Source organism: Halorussus caseinilyticus, assembly GCF_029338395.1.
In the GTDB taxonomy this organism is placed as follows: Archaea; Halobacteriota; Halobacteria; order Halobacteriales; family Haladaptataceae; genus Halorussus; species Halorussus caseinilyticus.
The window spans coordinates 199,156-216,521 of the sequence record NZ_CP119810.1; the positions used below are offsets into that span (position 1 = coordinate 199,156).

General features: G+C 65.8%; 10 protein-coding genes. 7 read left to right on the forward strand and 3 right to left on the reverse strand.

Annotated elements, in window-relative coordinates; all coding sequences use genetic code 11:
* Positions 1 to 427: 427 nt before the first annotated feature.
* A complete protein-coding gene (gene hemE / locus P2T60_RS18530) occupies positions 428 to 1,438 on the reverse strand; it encodes a uroporphyrinogen decarboxylase (protein WP_382208474.1) in 1,011 nt (336 codons plus the stop codon).
* A gap of 179 nt (positions 1,439 to 1,617) precedes the next feature.
* Here hemE and P2T60_RS18535 point away from each other — a divergent pair, with 179 nt between their 5' ends.
* Together P2T60_RS18535 and P2T60_RS18540 are read left to right on the forward strand one after the other, a co-directional pair.
* Positions 1,618 to 3,048 carry a dihydroorotase gene (locus tag P2T60_RS18535; protein WP_276282599.1) on the forward strand — a complete coding sequence of 477 codons (1,431 nt, stop codon included), beginning with the start codon at positions 1,618 to 1,620 and terminating at the stop codon, positions 3,046 to 3,048.
* A 63-nt stretch (positions 3,049 to 3,111) separates the two neighbouring features.
* Entirely contained in the window at positions 3,112 to 4,785 is a 1,674-nt protein-coding gene (locus P2T60_RS18540; RefSeq protein WP_276282600.1) for a gamma-glutamyltransferase family protein, read from the forward strand.
* 469 nt (positions 4,786 to 5,254) lie between these two features.
* On the opposite strand, the gene P2T60_RS18545 is transcribed toward P2T60_RS18540, so the two are convergent.
* The gene (locus tag P2T60_RS18545) at positions 5,255 to 5,440 is read right to left on the reverse strand and encodes a hypothetical protein (protein ID WP_276282601.1); all 186 of its coding nucleotides are present in this window, start codon (positions 5,438 to 5,440) and stop codon (positions 5,255 to 5,257) included.
* Between the two features lie 461 nt (positions 5,441 to 5,901).
* Here P2T60_RS18545 and P2T60_RS18550 point away from each other — a divergent pair, with 461 nt between their 5' ends.
* The 5 genes from P2T60_RS18550 (at position 5,902) to P2T60_RS18570 (ending at position 15,481) form a co-directional block, all read left to right on the forward strand.
* Positions 5,902 to 7,404 carry a hypothetical protein gene (locus P2T60_RS18550; protein ID WP_276282602.1) on the forward strand — a complete coding sequence of 501 codons (1,503 nt, stop codon included), beginning with the start codon at positions 5,902 to 5,904 and terminating at the stop codon, positions 7,402 to 7,404.
* A 102-nt stretch (positions 7,405 to 7,506) separates the two neighbouring features.
* Complete coding sequence (locus P2T60_RS18555; protein ID WP_276282603.1) at positions 7,507 to 8,007, forward strand: hypothetical protein; 501 nt, start codon at positions 7,507 to 7,509, stop codon at positions 8,005 to 8,007.
* On the forward strand, positions 7,995 to 12,110 hold the full coding sequence (locus P2T60_RS18560; RefSeq protein WP_276282604.1) for a VCBS repeat-containing protein: 4,116 nt from the start codon (positions 7,995 to 7,997) through the stop codon (positions 12,108 to 12,110). The genes P2T60_RS18555 and P2T60_RS18560 overlap by 13 nt, the downstream gene beginning before the upstream one ends.
* Before the next feature lie 1,037 nt (positions 12,111 to 13,147).
* Positions 13,148 to 13,573 (forward strand): CopG family ribbon-helix-helix protein, encoded by a 426-nt coding sequence (locus P2T60_RS18565; RefSeq protein ID WP_276282605.1) that lies wholly within the window; start codon positions 13,148 to 13,150, stop codon positions 13,571 to 13,573.
* 63 nt (positions 13,574 to 13,636) lie between these two features.
* Entirely contained in the window at positions 13,637 to 15,481 is a 1,845-nt protein-coding gene (locus P2T60_RS18570; RefSeq protein ID WP_276282606.1) for a hybrid sensor histidine kinase/response regulator, read from the forward strand.
* On the opposite strand, the gene ctaD is transcribed toward P2T60_RS18570, so the two are convergent.
* Complete coding sequence (gene ctaD, locus P2T60_RS18575; protein WP_276282611.1) at positions 15,478 to 17,199, reverse strand: cytochrome c oxidase subunit I; 1,722 nt, start codon at positions 17,197 to 17,199, stop codon at positions 15,478 to 15,480. The genes P2T60_RS18570 and ctaD overlap by 4 nt on opposite strands.
* Positions 17,200 to 17,366 lie beyond the last annotated feature (167 nt).

Genomic DNA, 17,366 nt, shown 5'->3' on the forward strand with positions numbered 1-17,366 from the left:
ACCTTTTTAAACTCTGTGTACAGCGGGGGTCCACGAATTGCGGGTGGCGAACGAGACCGTGAGAAAGGTTTATTTGGGCTATGGACGAAATATCACCCCCTGTTGCAGGACCCAGAAAACCCACCACGGGATTGAAACGCGTCTCGGTCCCGTTAATCCAGACGGTGAGGTCCCGAGTTGCAGGACCCAGAAAACCCACCACGGGATTGAAACTCTGATTTCATAGATTATGGGGTGCCCGGTGTCTCGCGTTGCAGGACCCAGAAAACCCACCACGGGATTGAAACACGACCGGCACGCTCCGGAACGCCTCGTTGAAACTGTTGCAGGACCCAGAAAACCCACCACGGGATTGGAACATGGCAGACGACCCACCGCGTCCACCCGGAACACAAGGTCGCAGGACCCAGAAAACCTCTCTCCTCGCCTACCACTCCCACTCTTTGGCCGTCTCCACGAACGCCGTCGCGTTCTCGACGGGCGTCTCGCGGTCGATGCCGTGGCCGAGGTTCAGGATGTGGCCCTCGGGTCCGGCCTTCTCGATGACTCGCTCGGTCTTCTCGCGCACGAACTCCTCGTCGCCGAGCAGGTAGGAGGGGTCCAGATTCCCCTGTACCGGGGTGTCGCCCAACTGCTCGCGGGCGTCGGCCATGTCCACGGTCCAGTCGAGACTCACCACGTCCGCGCCCGAGTCGGCCAGCAGGTCGAGTTTCCCGCCGGGGTTGCGGACGAACACGACCGTCGGCACCTCTACCGCGTCGAAGACCCGCCGGTGGAGCGGTTGGACGAACTCCCGGTAGTCGTCGGGCGTCAGGAGTCCGGCGTAGGTGTCGAACAGTTGCACGAGGTCCGCGCCCTTCTCGACCTGATACTCGACGTACTCGACCACCACGTCGGCGAAGCGTTCGAGCAGACGCTCGAACGCCTCGGGGTACTCGACGCGGAACCGGCGGATGGGCTTCTGCTTCTTGCCCGCGGGTTGCCCCGCGACGGCGTAGGCCGCGAGGGTGAACGGGCCTCCGGCGAACCCGATGATGCTGGTCCGGTCGCCGACGCTGTGCTGGAGACGTTCGAGCAGTTTGCCCACGTAGTCGAGTTCCTCGCGCACGTCGGCGTGGTCCTCGGGCACCTCCGAGGGTCGCGTCACGGGGTTCTCGACGACGGGACCGGTGCCGCTCTCGATGTGGTAGTCGAGTCCGAGCGGTTCCAACACGGTGAGGATATCCGAGAACATCACCAGTCCGTCGGGTTCGAAAATCTCCCACGGCAGGAGGGTGATGCGCTCGGCAACCTCGGGCGTCGAGATGGCCTCTCTGAAGGTGTAGTCCTCCCGAATCTCGCGGTACTCGGGGATGTACCGACCGGCCTGTCGCATCAACCACACCGGCGGTCGCTCGGTTCGCTCGCCTCGCGCCGCTCGCACCAGCAAGTCGCTCATTACTCCGGGCGTTAGGACGGCGTAGGCTAATGGTTTCGGAATCGTGTCTGAGTGTGACGTGGCGGAGTCTACTGGTTTCGGAATCCGGTGTCGGCGGTTCGTCGGCCGGGCGCACGCGTCGGACCGAGGCGACGGGAGTAAGGAATAACTCTAAGTTCCGGTAGTCTGTGTGCCACGTTATGGACGGACACGCAGACCTCCGAGTCGTGAACGCGCGAGTCGTCACGCCGAGCGGAACCATCGACGGCGGCGTCGCGGCCGCAGACGGCGAAATCGTCGCGGTCGGGTCCGACCGCAACCTGCCGGACGCCGACCGGACCATCGACGCCGAGGGCAACTACCTGATTCCCGGATTCATCGACCCGCACGTCCACTGGGGACTGTCGCGCTACGAGTACGACTACCACGAGGGACTGGCTCACGACTTCGAGACCGAGACCCGCGGGGCGGTCCACGGCGGCGTCACCACCGTCGTCAACTTCCTGCTCCAACCCGACCCCTACCTCCCAGACATGGACTTCTTCCGGGAAGTCGGCCGCGAGAACTCCTACATCGACTTCGCGTACCACGCCATCGTCCATCAAGACCACCACGTCGAGGAAATCGAGGGTCTCGCCGAGGAAGGCGTCCGGTCGTTCAAAGTCTTCTTCAACTGGTACAAGCACGCCTCGCCCGAGTTGGGAATCGACCACTCCGACGCCGGGCGGGTCTACAAGGTGCTGGACAAGGTGTCGGACATCAACGACGGCGTGGTGATGTTCCACGCCGAGAACGAGGACCTCGCCATCGAGCGCCGACGGGAGTTGCAGGAGGAGGGTCGAAACGACCTCGAAGCGTGGTCGGAGGCCTCGCCCAACGTCGCGGAGGCGATGCAAATCGAGCAAATCGGCCGCCTCACGGAGTACACCGACTCGCGCGCCTACATCGTCCACATGTCCACCGGCGAGGGCGTGGACATCTGCGAGCGATTTCAGGAGCAGGGAGTCAACCTCCACGCCGAGACCCTGCCCGCGTTCCTCGCTCACACCAAAGACGAGGACCTCGGCGTCTGGGGAAAGATTTCGCCGCCGCTCCGGGGCGAGGCAAGTAAGAAGCGCCTCTGGGAGGGCCTGCGAAACGGCACCGTCGAGTATCTGGGCACCGACCACTGTCCGCACAAAATCGAGTTCAAGGAGAAGGGCGAAGGCAAGCACGGCGACGTGTGGGAGGCCATCCCCGGCGACAACAACGGCATCGAGTACTTCCTGCCCGTGATGATGAGCGAGGGGGTCAACGAGAACCGCATCAGCATGGAGCGACTGGTCGAAGTCGCCTGCGAGAACAACGCCAAGCGATGGGGTCTCTACCCCCGGAAAGGCGCGCTCGCGGAGGGGTCGGACGCCGACATGGTAATCGTGGACCTCGAAAAGTCGGCCGTCGTGGACGACGACTTCTACCACACGATGGAACCGCGCTACTCGACGTTCCACGGCGAGGAACTGACGGGTCTGCCGACCCACACCATCGTCGGCGGCGAAGTCGTCGTGGAAGACGGCGAGTTGCAGGTCGAGAAGGGCGGCCGGGAGTATCTGGCCAGAGGGCCGGAGGGCGTGGTGCGCAACGAGACGTAGCCACCGCGCTCGCACCCTGCCCCTTCCCCGTCGCTTTTGGCCCCGGCCGCGCAACCCTCGCGCATGACCGACCCGGACCCCGACAGATTCAGTTCTCGCCGCTCGACCGTCTACGCGCCGAACGGACTCGTCGCCACCAGCCAACCGCTCGCGGCCGAAGCGGGCGTCGAGATGTTGCGCGAGGGCGGCAACGCCTTCGACGCGGCGGTAGCGACCGCCGCGGCGCTCAACGTCGTGGAACCGACGAGTACGGGTCTCGGCGGCGACGCCTTCGCGCTCTACCGGACCGCCGACGGCGAGGTGGGCGCGATGCGGGCCTGCGGGGGCGCGCCCGCCGACGCGACCATCGAGAACGTCGAGGCGGCCCTCCGGGAGGACGAGAACGCCAGCGATTACTACCCCGAGTCGCGGGGCTACGCGACCGACGCCGACGCAGAGGCCGGGATGCCGTTCCTCGGTCCCCACGCGGTCACGGTCCCCGGCACGGCCCGCGGGTGGGAAGCGACCGTACAGGAGTTGGGCGAGTTGTCGCTGGCCGACGCGCTCGACCCGGCCATCGAGTACGCGACGGAGGGCTACCCCGTCTCGGAGATTATCGCCTCCCACTGGACCGGCGCACAAGACCTGTTCACCGACGACCACGCCCGCGAAGCCTACCTGAAGGACGGCCGCGCGCCCGAAGTCGGCGAGACGATGACACTACCCCGACTCGGCGAGACGATGCGGACGATTGCCGAGGAGGGCGCGGACGCGGTGTACGAGGGCGACATCGCCGAGCAGATTGCGGGCGAAATTCAGGAGAACGGTGGGTTCATGACCGTCAAGGACCTCGCGGACTTCGAACCGGAGTTCGTGGACCCGGTTTCGACCACCTACGGGGGCGCGGAGATTTTCGAACTCCCGCCGAACAATCAGGGGTTAATCGCGCTCGAAGCCCTGAACATCGCCGAGGAAATCGGCGCGGGCGACTATCCGCTCGACTCGCCCGAGCGCGTCCACTACTTCGCGGAGGCGACCAAGCGCGCGTTCCACGACGGCCATCGCTACGTCACCGACCCCGAGTACGAGCAAATTCCGCCGCTCGCCTCCGAGTCGTGGGCCGCATCGCGCGCCGAGGACATCGACGGGACTGCCTCGGACGTGTCGTTCGGCGTGCCCGAGGCCCACGCCGAGGACGCCGACACGGTTCTGCTGACCGTCGCCGACGGCGAGGGGAATCTGGTCTCGTTCATCAACTCCCGGTTCGCCGGGTTCGGGTCGGGACTGGTCGCGGGCGACACCGGCATCGCGCTCCAGAATCGCGGGGCGTCGTTCTCGCTCGAACCCGACCGCCCCAACAGCCTCGAACCCGGCAAGCGGCCGTTCCACACGTTGATTCCGGGGCTGGCGAAGTTCGGCGAGGACGACTGGGCGGCGTTCGGCGTGATGGGCGGGTACATGCAACCGCAGGGCCACGTCCAAGTAATCTCGAATATCGTGGACTACGAGATGCCCCTACAGGCGGCGCTCGATTACCCGCGCTGGCGCTACCGCGAGTCGGGCGAACTCGCCGTCGAGGGCCGTCTCGACGGCGCGGTCCAGTCGAAACTCGCCCGGAAGGGCCACGACGTGCGCGTCCTCCCGCCGGTGATGTTCGGCGGTGCCCAGATTACCCGACTGGAGGGTGTCGAGTCGGGCGACCCGGTTCTCTCGGGCGCGACCGAACCCCGGAAGGACGGGAATGCGACGGGGTTCTGAGGGGGCGCGGGCGCTCGAAGCGGTTTTCGACCCGGCGCGTGCGGGCGCGGTCTTGCTGAGCGAAGTGAAGCAAGGCTCGGAAGACGCAGTTCGTCTTCCGGTGCCGCAGAGCGTGTCGCGCCCGTCCGCGCGAGGTCGTCGGGAGCGGAGCGACCGATGGCTCGTCGGAACTCGCTTCCGACGGTGTTTTCCGGAGCGAAGCGACGGAAAGCTCGGCAGAGCAAGCTCTGCCGGTGGATGAGCGAACGCGAGTGAGCGAATCGCTTGGGGAGGGAGTGGCCGCCGCGGTGCCGTGCGGTGCGGTAGCGGTCGCCCGCTTCGAGTCCGTCGCTCGTCACTGTCGTCCCGTCGGCGGTCCGCGGCCGTGCTGGAGTTCTCCGTGACCGCCGGTAGAGACAACTAATTCGTTCCCAGATTCATCTCCAGAACTATTAAAAACTCCTATAGATTGCTCAAAGAAACACAGAGATTACTCTTCGGTCTCTTCCCCGTCGCCGTCGATGGTAATTTCCGTCGGTTCGCTCGCCACGTCCTGCCACTCCCCGGCGTCGCCGCTCCGGGACCCGAGGACGTAGCCGACGGCGAACGTCAGCGTGAGGAGAACGAGCGTTCCGAGTGGCGACCGACCGCCGTCCGTCTGCGTTTGGTTCGGCATACAGTACCCGACGGGCGAGAGGGACTTTGGGGTTGCGGCGTTTCGTCTGCCTGAGGTGTCGGATGGTGGCTTCGGTAGTTCGCCGTCGGTAGTGATTCCGTGAGTCAATCAGACGCAACCGCACCGCGACTGTACTGCTATCGGGACTCCCTCTGCGGACGAAAGAAACTGAGAAGCTAGCTTCAGTCGTGAACCAATCGGACCGCACCCGTGACTCGTGAACCAATCAGACCGCACCCGTGACCGTACTCGCAATCGCATCTGCACCCGCGACCGCATCCGCACCCGCCACCGCGACCGCACGCGCCGAAGCCGAGAGGTCATTGTCGGCGTGCGACGGGGAGGGAGACGGAAACCGACACCGACCTCGCCGCCTCAGTCCGCCGAAAACCACCGCAGGGCGACCCTACGCGCCGGGCAGATGGTCCATAACAAAGCGGTTGTCTTCCCCAGAGTCGCACATGCGGAAACTCGTAGTGACACTGACGATTCTGGCGGTCGTCGCCGGTCTCGCGGCGGGCGCGACCGGCGGTCCCGGACCGCGGAGCGACTCCGTGGACGGACCGGACCCGACCGGCGAGACTCCGGAAGCGGCCGAACCCGCGGCGCGCGAACCGCCCGACCTGCCTGAGCAGTGGCGACGGACCTACGGCGCGAGCGGCGACGACATCTTCGCCGACGTTGCCCGGACCGACGACGGCGGCTACCTCCTCGTCGGATGGGCGGGCGGCGAGAACCGCGACGGGTGGGTTCTCAAGACCGACGGCGCGGGCGAGAAGCAGTGGTCGAAGACCCTCGGCGGGCCGGGAACCGACCGCTTCTGGGGCGTCGTCCCGACCGACGAGGGCTACCTGCTCGCGGGCCGGACCGACGACGGCGGAGCGAAGGGGTGGCTGGTCGAAGTGAGCGCCGACGGTGAAGTCCGGGAGAACCGAACCCTCGGAACCGGCGCGTTCTACGCCGTCGAACGCCGCGCTTCCGGGACCGCCGACGCCGACGGCGGGGCGAGCTACCTGCTCGCTGGCTGGACCCGCGGCGACGGCGGCGTCGAGGGGTGGGCCGCCGAACTCTCCGCCGACCGCTCCACGGCGTGGCAGGAGTCGTTCCCCGCGCCCGAGGGCTACGACGCGGGCTACCTCCGGGCGGTCGTCCCGACCGACGAGGGCTACTACCTCGCCGGGAAAGTCGAGGGCGACAGCGACGACGCGTGGGCGCTCCGACTCGCCGCCGACGGCACCCCCGACTGGCAGACCACCGCTGGCGGCGCGAGCAGAGACGACGTGTGGGCCGCCGCGCCAGCGAGCGTGGGCGGTGACGCCATCGCCGACGCCTCCGCCGGGTTCGTCCTCGCGGGCGAAACCGAGAGCGACAGCACCGGCCCGCGAGACGGGTGGCTGGTGAAGTTCGGTCCCGAGGGGACCGTCGAGTGGGAGCGCAGGCCCGGCGGCGAGGGCACCCAGTGGCTCGACTCGGCGATGCGGACCGACGGGGGCTACCTCTTCACCGGCGGGTCCGACGCCGGACCGAACGCGAGCGTGGACGGCTACCTGCTTGCGACCGACGACGCGGGCGAGACCCGCCGCCAGCGCTACTACGGAACCGACGGGTGGGACAAGCCGTGGCCCGCCATCCGCGCGCACGGACCGGGCTACCTGCTCGCGGGCCAGACCTCCGGCGGCGGCGCGGAGGGAAAAGACGGTTGGCTCGTCCGAATCGGCGCGTCGGCGGGCGAGACGGCTACGGCCGCGGTTAGCGAGACCGGAACGACGCCGAACGCCGACACCGCGACCGGAGCCGAAACCGCCGGTACCTCCGCTCTCCCCGACACCACCGACGCGCCGATTCGCGGCGACACCGCTACCGAGACCGCCACTTCCGGAGGTCCGGTCCCCGGATTCGGCGTCGGGGCCGCGCTCGTCGCGCTGGCGGCGTTCGCGGCGGCCCTGCTCGCCCTCCGGCGATAAGCCCGCCCTATCGGGACGGAAGGCCGAGGCAACGCGACGTTACGCCTCGCTTGCGTTCCGCATAACAAAGGGTGGAGGTAGGGTACTCCCGGCAGAGACAACATGACACGGGGGGAGGGAGGCGACACGCGGCGACAGATGGACGCGCTGGTTCTTGCGTGGGTGCTTGTCGCCAGCACCGTCGTCGGCGCGAGCGGAGTCTCGCTCGCGGCCGGAACTGGGGCGACCGGTTCGGCCGAGACTGCGGCGAACGGTCGGCCTGCGGGCGCGGACGCAGTTGCGTCCGCGCCCGCGAGCGCAGGCGCATCTGGACCTGCGAGCGCAGGCGCGTCCGGTTCTGCGGGCGCGAGCGATTCGTTCGGGAGTCCGGCGTCCGCGAGCGAATCGCTCGCGGACGCCGGAGATCGTCGCGCGCTTCGCGCGCGGACGAATCACAAAATAATATACTCGAAAACAACAATCAAGATACCGACACTCGGTGCGGCCGGGGCGCGATTCCCCGCGGTCCGGCCGGGTCCGCGAACCTCTCGGACGCCGACGCCGAACTCTCGGGGGCGGCGGACAACGACCGCGCGGGGTGGGCGACCGACGTGGGCGACGTGAACAACGACGGCCGGGCCGACCTGCTGGTGGGCGCGCCGACCAACGACTCCGCGGGCGAGAACTCCGGGGCGGCCTACCTCTTCTACGGCCCGGTGAACCGGAGCGAGGTCGAACTCTCCGAGGCCAACGTCACCTTCCGTGCGCGGTCCTCGGGCGAGCGCGCCGGGTTCTCGGTCGAAATCGGCGACCTGAACGACGACGGCTACGCCGACATCGTGGTCGGCGCGCCCCTCGCGGACGTAAACGGCCGGGACTCGGGCGCGGCCTACGTCGTCTACGGCGGGGGCGACCTGCCCGAACTCGTGAAACTCGAGTTCGCCACGGCGACCTTCCGCGGTGCCTCGTCGGGCGACCGGGCGGGGTGGTCGCTGGCGACCATGCCGAACGCGAGCAACGGGACCGCGGGCCTGCTCGTCGGCGCGCCACAGCACGACGGCGTGGCCGAGGACGCGGGCGCGGCCCACCTCGCGTACATGCCGCGAGTCGGTACTTACGACCTCGCCGACGCCAACGTGACCTACCTCGGCGAGGCCCGCGGCGACTTCGCCGGGTCGTCGGTGGCGGCCCTCGACGCCGCCGACGACACCGGGAGCGACGTGCTGGTCGGCGCGCCCGGCAACGACTCGACCGGCGAGGACGCTGGCGCGGCCTACCTCCAGTACGGCCCGCAGTTGGCCGGGACCTCCCTGCTGGTGAACGCGCCGGTCAAGTTCCGCGGCGCGGACGCGGGCGACCAAGCCGGGTTCGCGGTGGCCGACGCTGGCGACCTGAACGCCGACGGCGAGGACGACGTGGCCCTCGGCGCGCCGTTCCACGACGACCCCGCCGAGGACGCGGGGGCGGCCTACGTCCGGTACGGCGGGGACCTCCCGCGCACGGTGAACCTCTCTTCGGAGGCCGACGCCGCGCTCACCGGCGAGGCCGAGGCGGACCACGCGGGGTGGTCGCTCGCGGGCGCGGGTGACGCCAACGAAGACGGGTACGGCGACCTGCTGGTGGGGGCACCCTACAACAACAGCACCGCACCGAACGCCGGGGCCGCCTACCTGCTCTACGGGTCCCGAATCGCCGAGCGACACTCGCTGTCGGGTGCCCACGCCAAGTTCGGCGGCGAGGCGGAGGGCGACCTCTCGGGGTACGCGCTGGCGGGCGGCGACGTGAACGGTGACGTGGCGGCCGACCTGCTGGTGGGTGCGCCCTTCGCCGACGACGGGAAGAACGCGGGGTCGGCCTACGTGGTGAACGGCGACTGCCCGCAGAAACCGACGGAGACGACGACCACGACAGAGACAACGACCGCGACAGAGACGACGACCACGACAGAGACGACTACGACCACGCCGACGCCCGAACCCCTCCGGATTCGCGTGGCGTTCGACTGCCGGAAGGTCACTGTCGCGGCCGAGCAGTACACCCGAGTCGTCCTGACGTTCGCCGACGGCGACACGCAGGCGTTCGAGGGCATCTTCAGCGGGACGAACGCCTTCGCGGGCACGGGAGAGAACCGGGGCGAAATCGTCACGCGCGTCAAGGTGTTCGACGGTCCCGACAGGTTCGAGGCCCGGCGCAACGACACCAGCGGCTGTGAACCCGCGACAGAGCAACCGGACCGACCCTTCGTCCCCAAAGTCTTCTTCGTGAGTTGCGAGAAGGCAGTCGTGCAGGCAGAGGAGTTCCGGTCGGTGACGCTGGTGTTTGAGGACGGCGACCGCCAGACCTTCCGCGGCGACTTCCGGGACCGCGGCCAGTTCCTCGGCACGGGGGACAATCGAGGCGAAGTGGTCGAGTTCGCCATCGTCAGGGGACCCGACGGCGAGTCGGTGACGCGCCGGAACCCGAGTTTCGAGGCCTGCGCGCAACCCGAGACGACCACGACGGAGACGACTACGACGACCACCACCGAGACGCCGCGACCCCTCGAACCGACCTACGACTTCGCGTGCAGGAAGGTCGCCGTGACCGCCCACCGCTACGACGCGGTGACGCTGGTGTTCGAGGACGGCGACCGCCAGACCTTCCGCGGGCGCTTCCGGGGCCGGAACGTCTTCTTCGGGACCGGAGCGAACCGCGGGGAGGTAATCGAGCGCGCGGTGGTCAAACGCGACGGAGAGTCGGTCTCGCGGCGCAACCCGGACTTCGAGGAGTGCGTCGAACGCGACACGACGACCACCACGACCGAGACGACGCTCGCACCCCCGACGACCACCACGACCGAGACGACGACGACCACCACGACCGAGCGAGCGGGACCGCCGCCGAACGCCCGCGCGGGGAATCCGGCCTGCGAGCGCCTGCGACTCGCCAACCCGACCACCGAGCGAATCACCTTCTCGGTGACGGCGGCCTCCGGTCTCACGAAGGTCGTCATCCTGAATCCGGGGCAGGTCGAGACGTTCGCCCTCCCGTCGGGGACCTACCGCGTGCAGGCGAAGGCGGGCGGACTGGTCGAACCGACCCGGCCCGCCACGGTCAACGGGAACCAGATAGCCACTATCGAGGTCGAGGCGTGTCCGACAACTGAGACGACGACAGAGACGACGACAGAGACGACGACAGAGACGACGACAACGGAGACGCCAACTGAGACGACGGAAACGACCACGACGACTGAGACGCCGACCAGTATCACCGAGGAAACGACCACGACGACCACTGAGACCCCCGAACTGCCGAACGTCGAGGCGGAGTCGGCGGCACCCGAGTCGCTGACCTTCCGGAACCCGACCGACCTGAACGTCACCGTCAACGTCACCGGACCTGACGACTTCGACGAGACGGTGGAACTGGCTCCCGGCGACGAGACGACGCTGGCGGACCTGACGCCCGGCGACTACGTGGTCCGGGCGCGGACCGGATTCGTCGGCGAGGAATCGAGGACGGCGACGGTCAACGGCCGACCGAACGCGACCGTGAGCGTGGCGGCCGCGCCGACGACGACCGCGACCGAAACGACGACGACCGAAGAACCGACGACCACCGAGACCACCACGACGCCGACGCTGACGATTGCCGAGGAGACGACGACTGAGACGACGACCGAAGAACCGACGACGACCACTACCGAGGAACCGGGACCGCCCGCGGTGAACGTCGTCGCCGCGAGCGACGACTGTGAGTCGCTGACACTGACGAACGAGGGCCAGCGCGCGGTCCGGGTCGGCGTCGGTGGACCGGACGGGTTCGCCGACGAGGTGACGGTGCCGCCGGGCCAGTCGCGCACGCTGACCGGTCTCGAACCGGGCGAGTACGCGGTCGAACCCACCAGCGAGGGCGTGAGCGTGAACGGGACCGCGCGCGTCTCTGTCGGCGTCGCGGACTGTCCGGGCGTGACGGACGGAGAGACGACGACCGAGGAACCGACGACCGAGGAGACAACTACCACGACCGAAGAACCGACGACCACGACCGAGACCACCACTACCACGACTGAGGCGACAACGACCGAGGCGACAACTACGACGACCGAAGGGACCACCACGACCGAGGCGACAACTACGGCAACAACTGAGGAGACAACTACGACAACAACTGAGGAGACAACTACCACGACCGAGGTGACAACTACGACAACGGCGGAAGAACCGACCACAACCACGACCGAGACCACCACTACCACCGAAGAGACCACCACGGCGATACCCGAACCGGACGTTACGCCGCGGCCGGTTGCCGGGTTCCCGACGTGTTCCGACGGGGGACTCCAGACCGCGCTGACGCTGACCTACGAGGACGGCGCGTTCACCGGCGAGAACGCTACCAGAGTCGGGACGGACGCCTTCCAGTTCGGCGTCGAGGGCGAGACCTTCGAGATGGAAGTCGTCAACGTCGAACGCGACGAGGACGGGAATCCCGTCGCGGTGACGTTCGACTCGACGCTCCGGGTCGATGCGGTCGTCGTCCGCGGTGAGACGGGCGCGAACGTCTACGAGTTCACCGAGTCCGCCTCCGAACGGGCCGACCTCCGAGCGCCGACCAACACCAACACGGGCCGACCGTTCGCCATCGAACAGGTCGCGTTCTGCTACGACGGGACGCCCGACCGCGCGGACGCGACCGGCGGGCCGTTCGACGTTTCGGACGCGCTCGCCGGACTTGCCGTCTGAAGAATTTCGCACGTCTGGCCTGCCGATAGTGAAGCTACGCCGCTGGCTCGCGGATTCGACACCGAAAATATCGGCCAAGATGTGAAATACATAAATTAAGTAAAATCCATATTATTTGTAACTTTAGCTATCAAAATTTTTATTATGTAAGGGCATAACATACCAGACAAGGAGGTGAACTCAATGGAACTTTCGGACCTTACCGAGAAGCAGCACAGTGAAGGCGACTTCATCCCGTGCATTTGCTTCGTCGACGAGTAACGTACTCCCGCAACTAACCATTTCTAAGAAGCGCGTGCGACCGTACGGAGATTCTCGGACAATCTGAACGACAGTCGCGTCACCGGAAATCAACACCGAGGATTCGTATCGGAAGTAAATTCTACGAGTGACATCGTTCCGTACGTCCGCTTGCTTGACGAACGAACCAACACTCGGCGTCCCGAACACGTATCCGAGATGTAGATAGCAGTATACGCCTCGACATGAAACAGCGACGAATCGTCTCCAGAGTACTCCCGATAGTTCTGCTCACTACACTCTCAGTGCCCGAACGCCGGAATATTTCTAATTTGTGTATCTATGGACTCTCCCGTTAAGTTGTTATTTATTATAGTAGCCATCGAAATTTTTATTATGTATGGGCATAACATACCAAACGAGGAGGTGAGAACTAATGGAACTTTCGGACCTTACCGAGAAGCAGCACAGTGAAGGCGACTTCATCCCGTGCATTTGCTTCGTCGACGAATAACGGCTTTTAACCAACCCATTTCCAGAAGCAACGTCACACTGACCGACAGAGTTGTGTGGTCAGCGCGAACGTAGTATCTCCGTAGTGGCGACGTTACGGCGTATTCGTCAGGTGAGGTTTTAGTGATTTGATTCATGCGTCGTGAATAGAGGCGACGGGGATGGCGCTTTCGCGGCGTCCGACCGATTTCGAAGCGCCGACCGGCGACCAGTTAGCAACTCGAACTCGATAATTTGGTAGAAAATACCAAGAGCTATTAATCCTCGACGGCTCGATTAATACTATGACCGTCGTCAGTATCTCGATGCCGGACGAACTACTCGACCGAATCGACGAGTTCGCCGACGAACACGGCTACACGGGGCGAAGCGAAGTGTTCCGCGAGGCCGGACGAAACCTGCTCGGGGAGTTCGAGGACAAGAAACTGGAGGACCGCGACCTGATGGGCGTCGTCACGGTCCTGTTCAGTTACGAGAACACGACGGTCGAAGAGCGGATGATGCACCTCCGCCACGAGTACGACGGGTTGGTCACGTCGAACGTCCACAACCACGTCGGCGACCACTACTGCATGGAACTGTTCATTCTCGAAGGGAACCTCGAAGACATCTCCACGTTCGTCGGCAAGATTCGGGCCACTCAGGACACGCTCACGGTCGATTACTCCGTGATTCCGGTAGACGAGGTTGGACCGCTCACGACAAGTTAGATATTTTATATTTAAATAAAACGACAAAACGTTATTGTGGGCGTCGTTCGTCGCTCCGAGTAAATGGCCGCCATTCGGGTTCTGCTGGTTGACGACCGTCCGCCAGTCGCCGACCTCACTGCGACGTACTTAGAGCGTGTCAGCGACGACATTTCGGTGTGCATCGAGACCAGCGCCGGAGATGGTCTCTCGCGCCTCGACGACGAGACGTTCGATTGCGTCGTCAGCGATTACGACATGCCCCGAAAGGACGGATTGGAGTTTCTCGCCGACGTGCGCGAGGAGGCACCCGACTTGCCGTTCGTCCTGTTCACGGGGAAGGGGAGCGAGGAAATCGCCTCGGAAGCGATTTCGGCGGGCGTCACCGACTACCTCCAGAAGGGAAGCGGGAGCGAGCAGTACGAGGTGCTGGCGAACCGCATCGAGAACGCCGTCGCCCAGTACCGCGCCGAGCGAGAGGCCCGCGAAGCCACCGAGCAGGTGCGTCGGATGCACAACCGAATCACCGACGCCTTCTACGCGCTGGACGACGACTGGCGGATAACCTACATCAACGAGCAAGCCGCCGACTTCGTAGAGTGTAGTGCCGACGAAATCGTCGGCACGGACCTGCGCCAAGCGGTCCCCGAGGACGCGGGCGAGGAGTTCTACGAGGCCTACAGGGAAGCGTTCGAGACCCAAGAGTCGGTCACGCTGGCGACCGAATCCGTACTGCAACCCGGCCGGTGGGTCGAAGAGCGAGTGTACCCGTCCGAAGACGGCCTGTCGATATACTTCCGGGACATCACCGAGCGGAGACGCCGCGAACAGACGCTGAGCGCGCTTCACGACGCCACTCGGGAACTCATGCACGCCGAGACCGAGCGGGAAATCGCGTCAATAGTCTGTCGAATCGCCGAAACCGTGCTGGAGTTCCCCGGAACCGGCGTGCGACTCTACGACGACGACCGGGACGCCCTCGTCAACGTCGCTATCGGCGGCGAGGGTGCCGAGGAAGTGGACGAGCGACCCATCTTCGGCATCGAAGATAGCCCGCACGGGCGGGCCTACCGCGAGGGCGAGACGGTGACGGTCGAAGTGGACGAGGCCGAGACCGACGACCTCGGCCCGTTCAGTCGCACGATGTACGTTCCGATGGGCGAGTACGGTCTGCTGAGCGTCGGGAAACACGAGGACGAACCGTTCTCGGAGTCGAACGTCCAGTTCGTGGAAATCCTGAGCGGGAACGCACGCGCGGCGCTAGACCGGGCGGACCGCGAGAGCAGACTCCGGGAGCGCGAGCAGGCCCTCGAAACCCAGAACGAGCGACTCGAGGAGTTCGCCAGCGTGGTCAGCCACGACCTTCGCAATCCGCTCAACGTCGCGCGCGGCCACCTCGAACTCGCTCGCAGGACCGGACGCGAGGAGAGTTTCGACCGAGTAGCGGCCGCACACGACCGGATGGAGTCGCTCATCGACGACTTGCTCGCGCTGGCGCGGAAGGGCCAGACCGTCGGCCGGACCGAACCGGTCGCGGTGGCGGACGCCGCCGACCGCGCGTGGGAGAACGTAGCGACCGAGGGGGCCGCCCTCGAAGTCGAGAGTTACGAGACGGTCGAAGCCGACCCGGACCGCCTCTGTAACCTCTTCGAGAACCTGTTTCGGAACGCGGTGGACCACGCTGGCGACGACGTGACCGTCCGGGTCACTGCCAGCGACGGGGGCGACAGGTTCGCAGTCGCCGACGACGGTCCGGGCGTCCCGGAAGACGAGCGAGAACAGGTGTTCGAGTACGGCTACTCCGCGGACGGCGGGGTCGGTCTCGGACTCGCTATCGTCAAAGGAATCGCGGACGCTCACGGGTGGGCGGTCGAAGTCGGCGAGAGCGAGGCGGGCGGCGCGGAGTTCGGCTTCGAACTCGACGGTTAGTCGTCGGCCGACTCGTCGCCGTCGGTCGCCGCGTCGTCGCCGCCGTCGGTAATCGCCGTCTCGCGCTTGCGCTCGAACCACGTCCACTCCTTGGTCTTGAGACCGGCGTCTTCGAGGTTCCACGGGTCGCCGCTCTCGACGTGGGGACCTTCGAGCCACGAGGTGACGAGGTTCCAGACGAAGACGAGTTGACCGAACCCGATGAGGAACGCGCCCACCGTGGCGACGACGTGGAGCAGTTGGAACTGCGGGAGGTAGGTGGCGTACCGGCGAGGCATCCCGCCGTAGCCCAGCAACAGCAGGGCGAAGAAGGTGACGTTGACGCCGACGATGGTGAGCCAGAAGTGTAGCTTGGCGAGCGTCTTCTGGTACATCCGACCGGTAAACATCGGGAACCAGTAGTAGATGCCCGCGAACGCGCCGAACGGGATGACCCCCATGACGATGAAGTGAAAGTGGCCGACGACGTAGTAGGTGTCGTGAAGCACGAGGTCTACCGGAACCGACGCGAGGAAGACGCCGGTGACGCCGCCGATGATGAAGTTCTGGACGAACCCGACGCAGAACAGCATCGGCGCGGTCAGCCGGAGTCGGCCGTTCCACATCGTCGTAATCCAGTTGAACACCTTGACTGCGCTCGGCACGGCGATGGCGAGCGAGACGGCCATGAAACTACCACGAATCCGAGGGTCGATGCCCGTGCTGAACATGTGATGCGCCCAGACGCCGAACGACAGGACGCCGATGGCGAGCGTCGAGTAGACGACGAACTTGAACCCGAACAGCTTTCGGCCCGCGAACCGCGGCAGGATGAGGCTGACGAGACCCATCGGGGGCAACACGAGGATGTACACTTCGGGGTGGCCGAAGAACCAGAACAGGTGTTGCCACAGGAGCGAACCGCCGCCCTCGGCCGCGAAGAAGAGGGTCCCGAAGTTCCGGTCGAGCAGGAGCATCACGAGGGCGCTCCCGAGCAGGGGGAACGAGAACAGGATGAGTCCCGACTGGGTAATCATCGTCCACGAGAAGATGTCGAGGCTCTCCCAGCCAACGTCGTCACCGCGCTCGGTGAACACGGTGGCGATGAAGTTTATCGCCCCCATCGTCGCCGACACCCCCGAGAGGTGTAAACCGAGTAACATCAGGTCCACGCCGGGGTTGGTCTGTTCGACCGACAGCGGCGTGTACATCGTCCAACTCGTCTGAGACGGGTCGATGCCGACGTTGAGCGGCGCGGTGAAGAAGCCGCCCCATATCAGCAACGCCGAGGGCGGAAGCAACCAGAACGCGATGGCGTTGACCCGCGGAAACGCCATGTCGTCCGCGCCGATGAGCAACGGGATGAAGTAGTTGCCGAACGCCGCCAGAATCGGCGTCCCGAACAGGAACAGCATCGTGATGCCGTGGGAGGTCAGCAAGGCGTTGTAGAAGTTCGCTCCCACGATGGCGGACTCGGGCGTCAGGAGTTCGGTCCGCATCAGCAGGATGCCCACGCCGCCCCAGACGAACGCGACGAGAGCGTAGAGACCGTACATGAGACCGATGTCCTTGTGGTCTACGGTAGTCAGCCACCGGGTCAGACCGCCGGGTTTCTCCTCGTGGGTGACTTCCGCGCCCTCCCGGTACGCGCCGCCACCACCCCCGGAAAGCGGCGTGTACGACCGCCAGTTCTCGATTCGCAGGATGAACGCGGCGACGGCGACCAGCAGTAGCCCCATGACGACGCTCAGTACGAGTTGCCCTGCTTCGACCATGTGCCACCGAACGGCCGAGAGATACGTGGCTTCTCGGTTGGCGTGCGACAACTCGTATCACTCACCGTCGCCGTCGCCGCGCGTTCGGGCGTCGTCGCGCGGTTCGTTCCTGACTTTCGAGGAACACGTTC

What these genes read in the sequence shown, in the direction of transcription:
- P2T60_RS18570 (WP_276282606.1), top strand. Translation starts at nt 13,637, where the DNA reads ATGGCCGCCATTCGGGTTCTGCTGGTTGACGACCGTCCGCCAGTCGCC.
- P2T60_RS18555 (WP_276282603.1), top strand. Translation starts at nt 7,507, where the DNA reads ATGACACGGGGGGAGGGAGGCGACACGCGGCGACAGATGGACGCGCTG.
- P2T60_RS18565 (WP_276282605.1), top strand. Translation starts at nt 13,148, where the DNA reads ATGACCGTCGTCAGTATCTCGATGCCGGACGAACTACTCGACCGAATC.
- ctaD (WP_276282611.1), bottom strand. Translation starts at nt 17,199, where the DNA reads ATGGGGCTACTGCTGGTCGCCGTCGCCGCGTTCATCCTGCGAATCGAG.
- P2T60_RS18535 (WP_276282599.1), top strand. Translation starts at nt 1,618, where the DNA reads ATGGACGGACACGCAGACCTCCGAGTCGTGAACGCGCGAGTCGTCACG.
- P2T60_RS18550 (WP_276282602.1), top strand. Translation starts at nt 5,902, where the DNA reads ATGCGGAAACTCGTAGTGACACTGACGATTCTGGCGGTCGTCGCCGGT.
- P2T60_RS18545 (WP_276282601.1), bottom strand. Translation starts at nt 5,440, where the DNA reads ATGCCGAACCAAACGCAGACGGACGGCGGTCGGTCGCCACTCGGAACG.
- hemE (WP_382208474.1), bottom strand. Translation starts at nt 1,438, where the DNA reads ATGAGCGACTTGCTGGTGCGAGCGGCGCGAGGCGAGCGAACCGAGCGA.
- P2T60_RS18540 (WP_276282600.1), top strand. Translation starts at nt 3,112, where the DNA reads ATGACCGACCCGGACCCCGACAGATTCAGTTCTCGCCGCTCGACCGTC.